Annotated in this window: 11 protein-coding genes; 2 read left to right on the forward strand and 9 right to left on the reverse strand. The window is 71.6% G+C overall.

What is annotated here, in order from left to right; all coding sequences use genetic code 11:
- Positions 1-139 precede the first annotated feature (139 nt).
- On the reverse strand, positions 140-1015 hold the full coding sequence (locus I8N67_RS10660) for a 5'-methylthioadenosine/S-adenosylhomocysteine nucleosidase family protein (protein WP_200302503.1): 876 nt from the start codon (positions 1013-1015) through the stop codon (positions 140-142).
- 95 nt (positions 1016-1110) lie between these two features.
- On the opposite strand from I8N67_RS10660, the gene I8N67_RS10665 reads away from it, so the two are divergent.
- Positions 1111-3579 (forward strand): ATP-binding protein, encoded by a 2469-nt coding sequence (locus I8N67_RS10665; protein ID WP_200302505.1) that lies wholly within the window; start codon positions 1111-1113, stop codon positions 3577-3579.
- A gap of 121 nt (positions 3580-3700) precedes the next feature.
- Positions 3701-4612, forward strand: coding sequence for an alpha/beta fold hydrolase (locus tag I8N67_RS10670; RefSeq protein ID WP_200302507.1), 912 nt, complete (start codon positions 3701-3703; stop codon positions 4610-4612).
- Positions 4613-4639: 27 nt separating this feature from the next.
- On the opposite strand, the gene fxsT is transcribed toward I8N67_RS10670, so the two are convergent.
- From fxsT to I8N67_RS10705, 8 genes are all read right to left on the reverse strand, one after another.
- The gene (gene fxsT / locus I8N67_RS10675; protein WP_200302509.1) at positions 4640-8584 is read right to left on the reverse strand and encodes an FxSxx-COOH system tetratricopeptide repeat protein; all 3945 of its coding nucleotides are present in this window, start codon (positions 8582-8584) and stop codon (positions 4640-4642) included.
- A complete protein-coding gene (locus I8N67_RS10680; RefSeq protein WP_200302510.1) occupies positions 8581-9918 on the reverse strand; it encodes a TIR-like protein FxsC in 1338 nt (445 codons plus the stop codon). The genes fxsT and I8N67_RS10680 overlap by 4 nt, the downstream gene beginning before the upstream one ends.
- Positions 9919-10018: 100 nt before the next feature.
- Positions 10019-10810 (reverse strand): AAC(3) family N-acetyltransferase, encoded by a 792-nt coding sequence (locus tag I8N67_RS10685; protein ID WP_307835202.1) that lies wholly within the window; start codon positions 10808-10810, stop codon positions 10019-10021.
- Positions 10803-12965: a radical SAM/SPASM protein FxsBH, inactivated beta-hydroxylase extension form gene (gene fxsBH, locus I8N67_RS10690; protein ID WP_200302511.1), complete on the reverse strand. Its 2163-nt coding sequence runs from the start codon at positions 12963-12965 to the stop codon at positions 10803-10805. The genes I8N67_RS10685 and fxsBH overlap by 8 nt, the downstream gene beginning before the upstream one ends.
- Positions 12966-13060: 95 nt before the next feature.
- On the reverse strand, positions 13061-13243 hold the full coding sequence (locus tag I8N67_RS10695; protein WP_200302512.1) for a hypothetical protein: 183 nt from the start codon (positions 13241-13243) through the stop codon (positions 13061-13063).
- Between the two features lie 88 nt (positions 13244-13331).
- Positions 13332-13943: an MvdC/MvdD family ATP grasp protein gene (locus I8N67_RS10700; protein ID WP_200302513.1), complete on the reverse strand. Its 612-nt coding sequence runs from the start codon at positions 13941-13943 to the stop codon at positions 13332-13334.
- The gene (locus tag I8N67_RS43810) at positions 13940-14062 is read right to left on the reverse strand and encodes a hypothetical protein (RefSeq protein WP_267912704.1); all 123 of its coding nucleotides are present in this window, start codon (positions 14060-14062) and stop codon (positions 13940-13942) included. The genes I8N67_RS10700 and I8N67_RS43810 overlap by 4 nt, the downstream gene beginning before the upstream one ends.
- Positions 14063-14180: 118 nt before the next feature.
- Positions 14181-14411 (reverse strand): hypothetical protein, encoded by a 231-nt coding sequence (locus I8N67_RS10705; RefSeq protein WP_200302514.1) that lies wholly within the window; start codon positions 14409-14411, stop codon positions 14181-14183.
- Positions 14412-14563: the final 152 nt, after the last annotated feature.

The following is a 14563-nucleotide window of genomic DNA, read 5'->3' on the forward strand; positions in this document are numbered from 1 at the left end:
TGCTGTTCCCCCGGGAGGCATGGGTCCCCTGCGCCCCGGACGTCGTGCGGAGCATCGAATCTGACCTGAAGGGATGGTGAAGTCAAGACACGTGTAGCGGGGGCTCGGCGGAGCCGCCGGCTCCGGTGGTGCCCCGTGGCTAGCCCTGGCTTCGGCCCTGATCCCCGTAGTGGTTGACGATCTTGCCGGTGACCGGGCCGTTGAACGTGCCATGGTGGCTGATGTGGTCTCCGCCGTACGTCGCGGCCTCCGGTCGGCCGGCGTGGGCGCCGGGCGCGGTGGTGGGCGCGGCGGTGGGGCCGTCGACGGGCTTGAGCTTGCGGAGTACGGCTATGAGGGCTTCGGCCGCCTTGCTCGCCGCGAGAGCTTGGGAACCGTCCTTGTCCGTGTCCCCCTTGGTGCCGTCCGCCTTGTCGCTGACACCTCGGATGATCATGGCGTTCAGGTGTTCGCTCACATGTGCGGCGTGGGCGAACCCCGTGCCCTCCATCTCGATGGCCACGGCGTCCTGGTAGTGCTTCTGGAGGAAGCTCGCGAGCTCGGCCTTGTCGTCGTCGAGCACCACGTCGCCGACGGCGATGGGTTTGAACTCGGCCGTGTCCTCCAGCGCCTTGCCCGCGGCCTGCTCCAGCCGGTAGGAGACCTGCCACGACGCGGGACGTACGTCGAAGCGGCCGTCGCGGAGCTTGCCGCCGTGGATCGCGTACACCTTGGAGGCCACCACGACGGTGCCGATCTCAAGGTCCTTGTCCAGGCGACCCGCGATTCCCACGAAGAAGGCCGCCTGCGGGCGGAACCAGTTGTTCACCCGCATGGTGACGGTGGACGCGTTGAGGACACCCACGCCCGTACGGACGAGCGCGATCCGCCAGGGGAGTCCGGGGACCCGCCCCACGTCGGCGTACGTTCCGTCGTCGTGCGCCACTTCCTCGATGTCCGTGAGGAGGGCCTTCACCGCCTTGTACTCAAGGGGGAGCGCGGTCAGGACCGCCACCGTGGGCTCAGCACTGGGCATGTGTCCACGGTACGTCAAGTCCCGCTGCTGGCCCATGTGCTGGAGCGCGCTCTACCGTAGGAGAAGTGACCGGGCGGGGCGGCACGGGGGCGGGGATGAGTGAAGGGCTGAGCACGGCTCTGACAGCGCTGCTCGGGGCCCTGCACGAGGGCGCGGGCGGAGAGCCGGGGCTGACGGCGCTGCGGGAACTGGCCGGACGGCTCGCCGACACAGTCGTGGAGCCCGGCCCTGCCCCTGCCCCTGCCCCCGCTCCCGCTCCCGCTCCCGCTCCCGCTCCCGCTCCCGCTCCCGCTCCCGCCCCTGCTCCCGCCCTCGCCCCCGCCCCCGTAGACCTGGTCCGGGCCGTGACCGACCCCGGTGCACGCGCGCGACTGCACGCCTGGGCCGAGGAACTGGCGCGCACGCTGGCCGCCCGGCCGGAGCTCGCGGAACGGGTGGCGGCGGCGATGGACCGACACGCCCCAGGCAGTGGAGCGGCCTGGCATCAAGGCGATCACGTGAGCTTCCGTGGGCTCTTTCTGCGCGAGGTCATCGGCGTACAGGTGAACGTGGGGCCCGGGACACCGCCCACGGCCCACGACGCGCTGCCCCCTCGAACCGCCGGATTCGCGGGGCGGGAGGTGGAGTTGGAGCGGCTGCTGGGCGCGCTCGACCCGTCGGCACCCGGGGAGCCGGCGGTACTGGTGACCGCGGTGTCCGGCCTCGGCGGCATCGGCAAGACCGCCCTGGCGGTGGTGGCCGGACACACGGCGAGGGGGCGGGGCTGGTTTCCCGGCGGCGCTCTCTTCGTGGATCTCCGGGGCTACGACGAGGCCCCGGGCACCCCGGAATCGGCGCTGGAGTCGTTGCTGGGCGCGCTCGGAGTGCCCCAGGAACACCTGCCGGTGCGGGCCGACGACCGGGCGGCGCTCTACCGGACCGCGCTCGCCGAGCGGGGGCGCACGCACGGACCGGTGCTGATCCTGGCCGACAACGCCTCCTCGGCGGATCAGGTCCGTCCCCTGCTCCCCGGCGACGCGAGGCACCGCGTGCTGGTCACCTCCCGCTCGCGCCTGCCCCAACTGGACGCCAGGCTGCTGCGGTTGCACGAACTGACCGGTGACGCGGCACACGATCTGCTGGAGCGTGCGCTGCGGATCGCCGACCCCGGGGACACGCGGATCGCCGACCACCGGGCGGGCGCGGCGGCACTGGCCGGACTCTGCGGGCATCTCCCCCTGGCGCTGCGGATCGCGGTCGCGTCGCTGGCGGGGGATCCGGAACTGTCCGTCGAGGAGCTCACCGGGCAACTCGCCGCCTCCCGGGAACGGTTGACGCTCCTGGCGGACGGTGAGCGAAGTGTCCGGGCCTGCTTCGACCTGTCGTACCGGCGGCTGCCCGAGGACCAGGCCCGGGCGCTGCGGCTACTGGCGCTGGCGCCCACCGCGCACTCCGCCACGGAAGCGGTCGCCGCCCTGCTGGACGACCGGGCGCCGTCGGCCGTTCTCGCCGGACTGGTGCGGGTCCACCTGGTGGAGCGGTCCGGCCGTGACCGGTGGCGGATGCACGACCTGGTACGCGAGTACGGGGCGGCCGTGGCCGCCGAAGAGCAGGATCTGAGTGCGGAGAGCGACGCGGCGCGGATACGGGTGCTGGAGTTCTACAGCACGCGGACCCAGGCGGCTGTCGGCCTGCTGCGGGCGCCCGGACTGTCCGGCCCCGACGGGCTGGAGGACCGTGACCGGGCACTCGCCTGGCTGGTGACCGAACAGGAGAATCTGGTCGCGGCCATGGCGTGGAACGACCACGACGGCTGTGCCGGCCTGGTCGCAGCTCTCGCCTCCCGGTTGTGGGCCTACCTCGACTGGCGGCGCGAGTCGGGCGCCCTTAGCCCCGAACGGACCCCGGATGCCACCGCCGGGGAAATCGACGGCACGTCCGAGGCGGACGACACGACCGCCGCGCCCTCGTACCGGCCCGGCTGGGTGGACGGAGCCATGGACAACCTGAAACGGGAGATCGCCGCGCACCGGGCGAGCGGTGACTGCGAAAGTGAGGCCTGGGCGTGGAACAGGCTGGGCTCGTTGTTCGGTGAGGCGCTGCGGGTCGACGAGGCGATCGGAGCCCATCTGACGGCCGTCTTCCTCTTCGAGACCACAGGCAACTGGCGCGGAGCCGGATGGGCCTGGAACAACCTGGGCACCGGCCTTTACCACCGAAGGCGCGTCGAGGGGTCCTTGTACGCCCACACGCGTGCTCGGGACATCTTCCAGCAGGTCACCGGGGACCGGCGGGACGAAGGCGGGGCGTGGACCAACCTCGGGGCGGCCTTCGGGGCGCTGGGGCGGGTGCGGGAGGAGATCGAGGCGTGCGAGACCGCCCTGGTCCTGCGCGCAGGACCAGACGACTCCCTGATGACCGCTCACATACTGCGCAACCTCGCCGGGTTGCAGGAGGAGACTGGGGACCCGGGCGCTGCCAGAAGCTACTGGGTCCGGGCGGCCGACGCCTACGCCGGTGCGGGTGCTCCCAGCGAGGCCGCCTGTGCCCGGGCCATGGCCCGGGCACAGCCCGGCGCCGCCTGAGCGGCGTGGACCCGACTGGGCCGCAAGGCGTTTGACCTGCGTATTCGTTTCGCGGTCCGGGCACACGGGAAGGGTTCGGGCAGCGTGGTCCCGGTCTTCGGACCGAGGGAGGGGGAGCGCTGTGCAGAACCTCGTGCGGGCGGTCGACCAAGTCCGGACGGCCGACGGGCGGTGGTTGCGGGTCGAGTGCTCGGGGGATCCGAGGGGGCGGCCGGTCTTCCTGTTGCACGGGATGCCCGGCAGCAGGGTCGGGCCGAGGCCCCGGTCGATGTTCCTCTACCACCGTGGCGCCCGCCTCATCAGTTTCGACCGACCCGGGTACGGCGGGTCGGACCGTCGGGCGGGGCGGCGGATCGTGGACGGCGTCGAGGACGTGGCCGTGGTCGCAGACGCGCTGGGACTGGACCGCTTCGCGGTGGTGGGACGGTCCGCCGGGGCCCCGCACGCGCTGGCGTGCGCCGCGCGACTGCCCCACCGGGTCACACGGGCGGCGGCCCTGGTCACGCTCGCGCCGCGCGACGCGGTGGGGCTGGACTGGTTCGCGGGGATGGCGCCGTCCAACGTCCGTGAGTTCCGCACGGCGTTCACCGATCCGCAGCGTTTCGTGGCCGGCCTGATCCCGAGGTCCGCCGCGATCCGCTCGGACCCGGCACGGCTGCTCGACGAACTGCGCGGCGAACTCACCGACGACGACCGCGTCATCGTCTCCGACAACGGCATCCGTTCGATGCTGCTGCGCAACTACCACGAGGCGCTGCGGACCTCACCGTACGGCTGGATCGACGACGCGCTGGCGCTCACCTCGCCATGGGGGTTCGAACCGGGCGAGATCCGGGTGCCGGTGCTGTTCTGGCACGGGGCGAAGGACGTCTTCTCCCCGGCCGCCCACTCCTCCTGGCTCGCCGCGCGCATCCCGCGGGCCACCGCCGTCCTCGAACCCGCCGCGGCCCACTTCGCCGCGCTCCGCGCACTGCCGACCATCCTGAGCTGGCTCCTCACCGACCTGCCCAGGCCGTCCACCCCACCCGTCTGACGCCCGTCGGGCCGGCGGCGGCGGGGCTCACACCGCCAGCGGCTCCAGGTCCCGGTAGACCCGGCGTTCCCCGGACACCAACTGTGTGATGCCGTTGTCGGGGCCCATCTGCCTGCTCTGGCGCAGGAGTTCGGTCAGGGTCTCCTGCCGGAGCCGCTCCGCTTCCTCCGTCCGGCCGAGCGCGCGCAAGGTGAGCGCCGAGTTGGCGACCACACCGAGCGCCTCCGGATGCTGCGCCCCGAGGAGGAGCAGGAGCGCGTCGCGCGCCGGCTCCTCCAGCGCCCAGGCCTCCGCGGGCCGGCCCCGGTCGGCGAGGACGTTCGCATGGTTGGCGCGGGCGAACAGCGTGTGCGGATGCTGATCGCCGAGAACGTCCGCCATGCGCTCGGTGACCCGCCGGAACACGGCCTCGGCCTCGTCGATGTCCCCGCACGCCCAGTGATAGATGCCCAGGTTGTTGAGCGCGGCCTGGGTGTACGGATGCCGCTCGCCCGGCACGTTCATGTACTCGGCGAGGGCCGCCCGCGCGACCTGCCGCGCCTTCTCCTTCTCCTCGGCGGCGTACAGATCGGCGGCCCTGTTCAGGTCGCAGGCCAGCGAGTCGGGCGTGGGCGCGTCGTACTGGGTCCGGTACTGCGCCTGGGTCGCTGTCGTCAGCCGGTGCGCGTCCTCGAACAGGCCCGCCCTGCGCAACGACACGGCGAGGGACTTGGCGCAGCTCAGCGTGCCCGGGAAATCCTTGGTGAGCATGCGCTTGTGGGCCTCGTACGCCTGACTGAGGAGGTCCACCGACTCGCTGTAGCGGCCGACCTCGCGCAGGTCGCGGCCGAGGCGGGAGGCCGAGGCCAGGGTGTAGGGATGGTTGGGGCCGAGGACCTCCTTGCGCCGGTCGTAGGTGTCCTGGTCGAGGTCACGGGCGTCGTCGTAGCGGCCCACCATGCAGAGCGTCAGCGCGAGGTTGTTCGCCGCGCTCAGCGTTCGCGGGTGCGACTCGTGGAAGATCTGACTGAAGCCGTCATGGGCCTCACGGGCCAGCACGACCGCCTTGCTGTACTCGCCGAGGGCCGCCAGGTCGCTGGAGAGACCCGAGACCGTGATGTAGGTGTGCGGGTGCGAGGCACCGAGGACGCGGCGCTGCTGTTCCAGCACATCCTCGTTCAGCGCCGAGGCCTCCACGTAACGCCCCTGGGAACGCAGCACGTTGGCGAGCTGGCAACGCAGGTAGAGGTACTGCACGTCGTCCTCGCCGAGCAGCGGCTTCCAGTCCGCGAGGACGTCCTCGGCCCGCTGCTGGGCCTCGGGGAAGTTGCCGCGCTTCCACAGGTACCGGATACGGTCCACGAGCAGCCGGCGGGGCTCGACCTCGGTGCAGTGGCGGACGTCGGCGGCGCGCAGATGGGGCCAGATGATCTCGAAGCGCGGCCAGGTCTCCGGGTCGTCGGTGGGTTCGTCGCCGCCGGGCCGGGCGCCCGCGAGGACGGTGTGGACGACGTGCCGGGCGGTCCGCTGCTCCTCCTCGGTGAGCTGGGCGCGGATCACCGCCTGGACCAGCCGGTGGATCTGGATGCTGTTGCTGACCTGGTCGACCTTGGCGAGAGCGAACCGGGCTATCTCGCGGATGACCCTGCCCAGCATCAGGCTCTCCTGCAGGGTCCCGTCCACCTTGCGCAGCTCGTCGATCATCTCCTTGCTGTAGAGCAGGTACGAGGAGATCGGCTCCGGGGCCATGAACGCGCACAGCTGCAGCAGCCGTACCGACGCGGGCGAGCGCTCCTTCAGCCGGGCGATGGAGACGTTCCAGGTCGCGGCCACCGTCTCCGGGTAGTCGGCGGGCTGGTTGAGGTCCAGTACGGCGGTGGTCTGCTCGGCCAGCAGCCGCAGGTACTCCTCGATGGGGGCGGCCGTCTCGGCGAGCCAGGCCCCCGCCTGCTCCACCGCGAGCGGCAGGTCCCCCACCGCGAGCGCCACCCGGTCGGCCTCCTCGGCGGTCAGGCCGGGGGCGCGCCGGGAGAGGTGCTCGACGCTCTCCTGGCGGAGGAACACGTCGACGGGAAGGGCGGAGCCCTGTTGTGTCCATGCCTGGTTGCGGGAGGTGACCAGGATGTGGCCGCCGCCACCGGTGGGGAGGTAGGGCAGCAGTGCCGCGGGGTCGTCGGCGTTGTCGAAGACGAGGATCCAGCGCCGCGTCGGCACCCCGCGCGTCAGCATCTGCACGGCTTCCTGACTGGCCTGCGCCATGTCGTCACGGCCGGGCGCGCCGATGCGGGAGCCGAGTTCGGCGAGTGAGGAGACGACGTTGTCGATCTCCTCGGCGGAGACCCACCACACCAGGTCGTAGTCGGCCATGAACCGGTGCACGTACTCCAGGGCCACATGCGTCTTGCCGACCCCGCCGAGCCCGAACAGCGCCTGGGGCTGAGGCAGTACGACGGACAGACCGCCGCGGAGCTGCTCGCGCAGCCGGTCGAGGATGATCCCCCGGCCGGTGAACGTGGTGTTGCGCTGGGGCGCGTTCCACACGTTGGGCACGCTGCCCGGGAAACGCGGGCCGGCCACACCGCTCTCCGCGGGCCGCTCCGGCAGCGAGAGCGCGCCCAGCAGAGCGCGGACGCACGCGGCCTCGTCGAGCCGGTGCAGGTCGACCGGTTCGCCGTCGAAGTGGGGCTCGGCGCGCCGGGTCTCGTCGACCCGCAGTGTGATGGGCGCGGCGTACGGTGCGTCCGGCAGGCCGTCGGAGAGGGCGCGCCAGACCTCGCCGGCGGTGCGGGCCTTCTGGAAGGCGTTCGACATCAGGACCAGGACGTGGGTCGCCGGATCGGGGCGCTCGGGCGGCCCGGCGGAGACGTCGTGCAGGGTGACGTCGCAGCCGGAGAGCCTGAGCACCGCCTCCACCCACTCCGCCCACATCCTGTTCTCCGCCGCGTACACCACGACGACGTCCACCGACCGGGTCAGCGGGCGCCGCCGGGTGAAGGCCTCCAGACAGCGCAGCCGCACCTGCTCGGGGACGAGCGGCAGCCCGGTGACCTCACCGTCGGTGACCACCGCCGTGAGCCGTTCGAAGGCGGAGAGCAGGGAGTTCGCGATGCCGCTCTTGTCGCCGACGGTCGCGAGGGTCTCCTCGTAGGCGTAGTACGGGCGGTAGGGGATCTCGACCCGGCCCCAGTACCCGTTCAGCTCCTCGGGCCCCAGCGGCTCGCCGCCGAGCCCCTTGGGCAGTCCCTCGAACTTCAGCTTGGCCAGCGCCCGTCCGGCGTCGACCTTCTCCTTCTCGCCCTCGTCGATGCGCATGGGCACGGGCAGCACCCGGATGCGCCGCTTGTGGTAGCCGTCCTCGACGCTCCGGGCGACGGCGGCCGCACCGTCCAGCGACTGGCCGCTGAGAGTGAAGCAGTCGACGAGCATGTCGGGCATGTGGATCGTGCAGATGTCCGCGTTGTCCGACAGCCCGGTGCGGCTGTCGATGAGCACGTAGTCGTACGACGCCTTCATGTCGTCCCGCAGCGCGTCCAGGAACAGACCGCCGCCGAGCCGCTCGTAGAAGTTGTCCCACTCGAAGGACGACACCGTCGCGGAGTAGTCCCGGTTCTGCTTGCCCGCGGAGAGGAAGTCCAGCGAGCCGCCGTCCGGGAAGGACAGGCCGTGCCGTTCGGGGGTGAGCGAGACGGCGTGCTGCTCGACCCGCGCGTACTCCAGATGCCAGGGCCCGGAGCGCGGGGCTCCGGTCGTCGCCGCCCAGCAGTAGTCGGTGATCATGTCGATGACCCCGGTGGTGGCGGCGAGTGCGTTCGGGTCCAGGAACGGGCGGAAGAAACGATCCAGTCCTGGAGCTTCCAGGTCCCAGTCCACCGTCAGCACACGTTTGCCGTTGGCGGCGAGGATCCATGCCGTGTTGGCCAGGGCCATCGTGCGCCCCGTACCACCCTTGTACGAGTAGAAGGTGATGATCCGTCCGTCCTGCCGGGCAGTCATGCTTCTCCTCCGTGGTCGGGACCCGCGTCGGAAGGCGGCGGGTGATGAGGCCCCATCAGGCGGGGCCGGAGCCCTCGCGGGCCCGGTGGCGGATGCGCGGCGGCGTTCCTGAGGTACTGCCGGGTGGCGTGCGCCACGACGGACGGCAGCACATCGGTGAACGCCTTCAGGGTGGGGACGCCGGTGACGGCCACCCGGCAGTCGGTGCGGCGGCCGTGCTCCAGGATGTTGGGCAGGACGAGTTCCAGCTCCGCCTTGAGCCGCAGGCCCTCCTCGCCGTGGCACTGCAGGTCGGCGCGGTTCCAGGGAACGATCGCACTCACCCACGGGTGGGCGGCCATGTCGAACTCCCTGAGCCTGCCCCGCCGTTCCTCGTCGTGGACGGCCCAGCGGTCGACCAGCAGGATCGCCGGGTGGCGGGGCTGGTCCGTCTCGCCACCGCCGCGCCCGTCGGGCCCGTCGGCCACCGGCAGGTCGGGGACCGAGTGCCCGTCGTCGAAGTCGGACACGGTGATCCGGTAGTCCAGCGACCGGATCAGCTCCTCCGCCAGCGCGGGCAGCGGCCGGGTCGACTCGCTGTGGTACGGGTTCCAGTCCCGCGCGTCCTCCCCGTACGGGCGGGTGTCGCGGTTCTCCGGGACGGTGTGGCGGGTCGGCGCGGCCACGGTCAGATGGATGCTGCGAGGGCCTTCGCCGCGCGGCTTGAACGCGCTGGGCGTCGTCTCGTACGGGCGGGGGCGGCTGGACGGCAGCGGCGACTCGTGGGCGACCCGCACGATCCGCTGGGCGAGCGCGAGCACGGTCTCGTCGTACTCGTCCTTCAGCCGCTTGAGCTTGATCAGTCCGTAGATGCCGTGGGCCAGGTACCGCTCCCCGAAGGGAGAGTGCTCGATGTGGATGTGTCTCACGGAATCGGGGAGTTGGTCGAAGGGCACATGTGTCCACAGCGCCGGGACGATGGCGGGCACGTCTCCCGCTCCGGCGGTCTTGGCCTGCACGATGCGTTCGTTGAACGCGTACCACTCGCGGCCGCACATCTCACTGGTGAAGTAGCGCGGGGAGAACAGCGGCACGAACACCCGGCACAGAGCCAGGTTCTCGCTGAGCTTGTCCGGCCAGCCGTCGCCGGAGCGCATCTCCCGGTCCATGAAGCCCGCGGTCGCGCCGGCGGGCAGGTCGGTGAGCGCCATGATGTGGTCGCACAGATCCCGGAAAAGCACATGCACCCAGTGGTCCGGGTCGCCGCCGCCCGTCCCCCAGGGCGGCGTGTGAGCGTAACTCAGAAAGAAATAGGGCCGGTTGTCCGCGGCCCGCCCCCGTTCGGATGTGTCCACGCGCGCCCCCCTGCCCGCTGATGCCCCGCGACCTCGCCGAGGGCGCCATCCGGGCGAACCAACAATGTGCCTGATCGCCACCTGTGCCCGACGGCTTGTTTCACGTCATTTCCGCGCGATATCCGGACATCTGGTCCAGTGCCGTGTCGACGGCGTCACGCATCCCGATGAGCACGGTGGTCCGTCCTGCCACTTCCCGCTCAGTACGAAGATCACGCGGAAGCCGCGCACCGATCTCCGCGAAGTCCCCGTCGTACAGGTCGAGATCCCCGTATTCGATCCACCCCCTCTCCCGGACCACACACCGGTACGTCCGTGTCGGGCGCGGCGGGTTCATCCGGTACTCGGCGAGATGGAAGGCGGTGCACACCGAGAATCCGACACGCAGCAGCAGGATCCGGGCGTCGGCCTCGTACAGCCCGGCCAGCGGTGAGCGCTCGCCGAGGTGGCAGTGCGGGTCGTGGCCGGTGAGCAACTCGGCCGCACGGGGCCCGAGCCCGGCGAAGGAGGTCTGCGGGTGGACGCTGCGCACGGCACCCGGAGTGGTCCGTACACACTCGGCGAGCGCACCCATCGTCGGGCAGGGCGTGCTCACGGGATCGAACGGCGGCATCGATGCCCGGAACTCGGCCCTCTGCCGCTCGGTCATCCCCTCGGTGCGGTCGCGGTACTCGCGGGAGGTGTCCGAGTTCTCCGGCGTGAACGCGGGCACGACGAGGGTGCCGTCCGGACCGAGGGCGCGCAGCAGGGCGTCGCGTACGGCGGTGGGGGAGAGGCCGCTGCCGCTCAGCGAGGAGTGCGCCACGAGGACCTGGCCGCGGCGGACGCCCAACTCGGCCAGCGTGTCCTGGAAACGGCTCAGCGGGCCCCCGGGCAAAGCGGTCTCAGCCACGGAGAGCCATCAGCTCCGTATGCAGTTCCTCGACCAAGTAGGCGCCGCTCTCGGTGAGTTCACCGGGCGGGCGGGCGACCAGTCGGTCCAGGGCGCCGCGGGCCCGCCGGAGCTCCTCGGCGGACCGGGCCGGCGACGCGGTCGCCCTGCCGATCCGCTCGCTCGCCTCGTCGAGCAGCCGTCCGGCGCCGGTGCCGGGCACGGTCAGGTCCGCGACCTGCCGCAGGGCGGTGAGTCTGGACCGCCGTCCCAGCAGCGGCAGTTCGCGGACGAACTCCTCGGGCCCGAAGTCGACGGCCACGCCCAGCGCGCCGGGCGTGTCGGTGCCGAGCCGCAGCCCGGTGCCCGCCGCGAGGGGGGTCACCGTGGTGGCGAGCAGCGCGTTGCGGCCGCGGCGCCAGCCGGGCTCCCGCTCGTCCAGCAGGTCGTAGGCGGCGCGCAGCCGCTTGCCGAAGAGGGTCAGATCGCTCGGGCTCAGCGGCTCCGCCACCGGTACCGGGTAGCGGTCGCGGTACGGGTCGGCGTCGTCGATGAGCAGGGGCGCCTCTCCGGTGAGGTGCAGTGTCTCCAGCAGCCGCCACCGCGCGGGCGGTTCCCCGTCGGCGTCGTCCGGGACCCGTACCCGGAAGTCGCCCTTTGCGGTGGTGAACTCGACCCGCCCGGGGCGCGGCAGCCGTACGGTTCCCAGGGTCGGGAGGTGGACCTCGCCGCCCGGCTGGTGCCAGCCGAGGGTCACCGTCGAGCCCGCCCGTACCGCGGCCGCCGCGGCCGCCGCCATGAGGCGCGCCAGGTGGCCGGGGTCGTCCGGGGACGGGGCGCGGAGCAGGGCGGGCCGCAGATAGGGGTGGGTGAGAACGGTGTCGAGGTGCGCGCGGGTGGTCTCGTCGGAGTCCAGCCGGACGAGCAGCCGCCAGGCGGCGTCCCAGTCGGGGTCACCGCGGAGCCCGCTGTTCGCGCCGGCGAGGAGCATCCGGTTCAACTCCGCCTGCGCCAGCTGGAGCTCGTCGGTGCTGGTGACGGCGGGCACGAGGGCACGCTCGGTGATCCGCTCGGCGATGCCCTCGATGAGGGCGCGCAGGTCCGCGCAGAAGACCGACGGATTGTCGAAGCCGCGCTCGTCGCTGTACCGGTGGGCGTAGAGACCGCCGCCGCAGGACTCGACGACCGGGCAACCCCGGCAGGTGTCGCTGAGGCCCTCGACGCCGAGTTGACGGGCGCGTACGCCCGGATGCCCGGCGAATTCCTCGAAGCTGTGCCGGAAGACGTCGTAGCCGGTGGCCGGCGCGCCCTCGTACGCCGTCTTGAGCGAGTCGGCCTGTTCGAACGTGCCGTCGGTCTCGACGACCGCCAGGTCGCTGGGCGCGAGCCCCAGGGCCTCGGTGAGGCTGGGGCCGCCGCGCAGGGTGCTGAGCACCGAGTCGAAGGTCCTGACCGGCATGGGGCGCCCCTGTTCCTCCCAGCGGTCGAAGATCTTCAGCAGCCAGTCGGCGTAGGGAGTGCCCTGGCCGGCACCGGGCGGCGGGCTGTCCCAGGTCGAGTGCGGCAGCAGGTAGTCGATACGGGGCGGGGCGAGGGCGGTCAGGGCGTCGTGCACCGCGACCGGGTCGTTGGCCACGTCCACCGTGCAGAGCAGGCCCTGGTAGAGGTGCCGGTACTCCGGGAGACGGAGCAGGTCGACGGCCCGCAGCACCCGGTCGTGACTGCTGCGGCCCCGGCGGTCCAGCCGGTGACGGTCGTTGGCGGCGCGGTCTCCGTCGAGGGAAATTCCGATCTTCACGCCGAATTCCCGGAAGACCTCCAGATGCCGCCTGTTCAGCTGCACCCCATTCGTATGAATGCGTAGATCCAATACGGTGACCGGGGTCAGTGCGCGAGTGAGTTCGGCGCAGATTTTCCTCAGCCGGGCCGGGCCCGCGAGCAGTGGTTCTCCGCCGTGCAGAATGACCGCCACGGATTCCAGCTCGCTGTCCGCCGCGTATTCGGCGAGCCGGCGGGCCACCTGGCCGAGAGTTTCCTCGGCGATCACCACCGGCCGGGCACGCCAGCTCTGATCCACGTGCTCGTACACATAGCAGTGGTCGCACGCCAGGTCGCAGCGGCTGTGCACTTTGAGGACCAGCTGATGGATCGGCTGCCGGCCGTGAGAGTCCGTCACTTTCCCGGAGTGTACGCGCCCGGGCCGCCCGGAGCAGACACGACGAGACCCCAACTTCCTTGATCAACAAGGAGGTTGGGGCCTCGTCGAGGTGCCTAGATGGACGAGTTGAACTCGCCCGCACCGGCGGGGCTCGCCTCGCGACGCTCGGTCACCCGACCGGTGGACCGCTGGGCGTGGCGCCCGCGCGGGTCGATCGTCGCGAGTGTGGCCGTCCGCTTGAGGGCGGGGCGGGAATCGCCCTGTCGGCGGATCGGCGTCGTGCCCGGAAGGTTCATGGTTTTCTCGTCTTCTTCAGGGGGACCATAGCGAGCTGTCATCGGCCCCCGCCCGACGAGATCCTGCACAAGGGCCCGGTCATTGAGGTTACGACGACTCTGTAAGCGATGGTTCTATCATGCACGCCCAATACCATGCACGCCTCCCGAGGTAAAGGGTGCCTGCCGGCGACGGTATGGGTGTCCGCCTCGAAGTGGAAAGCTGATGACCACCGACCGGAAGCCCCGCCTCGTGCCGGCCGCCTCCACCACCGTGGACGGCGCCCGCCCTGTGCGGCCGGACTGCGAGCGGTGGGATGCGCAGCCCGCAGGCGCGGGCCGCGTCGAGCTGGACCGGCTTGTACTCGGCCCGAGCCATGAACGTGGGGTGGTTGACCCATCGGCAGTCGAGCGCGGACAGCACGCCGCCGAGCCCTGCGCGGGCTTGTGCTGCGGCGAACCGCTCCTCGGGGCCGGTCATGCCGTCGGGGAACTGGAACGCCCCGGGGGCGCGGTAGTACACCGCGCCGACCCGGGACAGGTCCACCGCTCGGTGGGCGGTGGCCAGTTCGCCCGCCCACGGGTGCTCACCGTCGAGCCGGGCCGCCAGCGAAAGCCGCTGGGGGAAGTCGACGGTGTCCATGCGGAACACCTCGACTGCACGGCCGGTCAACTCCGTGACCACGCGATCGGTCGGCCAATCGTCGTCGGCCGCGATCACCAGGACAGGCAGACGAGCGAGTAGATGCCACGGGCGAGCCGCCCGAGCAGGACCTCGGTGACGAGGTCCAAGACCGTCAGCCCCGGCACGGGGCACGTCGATTCCTGGGTGGCGCTCAACAAGGGCTCCTTCGGGTTCGGGCGGGGCGCGGTTGTCAGGTGCGGCTTGGCTGCCGCGCTATGAACGGTGAGCTCGGGCGCATCCATCACGGTGGGCTGGGCGTAAGGCCGGGCGACGTCACGCGCTCGCCGCCTCTTGAGCCGCCGGGCCCATCCCCAGCACGGCCGGGTCCACGACCGTGACGTCCAGGAGAGTGGCGGCCAGCTGCCCGCCGACCGTCCACCGCACACGCCAGTCGCTGGTGAACACCACCTTCTCCTCGGTCAGGACCGGATCCGGCCCTTTCCCGCGCGTGTAGACCTTGCCGTACACGCCGTCGAGGGTGACCCGACCGGCTCGAACGGCCACGACTTTGCCCCGCAGGTGGGGACACAGGCGCGCGGACACAGGCGCGCACGCGAGGCACAACGGCGGATGCGTCGTGACCTCGCGCTCGGGCCAGCCCGCCACGCCCCGGGAGTTTCACCGCTGCGGCATATTGCTCGGAGCCGATTCAGTTC

This window comes from Streptomyces adelaidensis (genome assembly GCF_016598475.1).
GTDB lineage: Bacteria > Actinomycetota > Actinomycetes > Streptomycetales > Streptomycetaceae > Streptomyces > Streptomyces adelaidensis.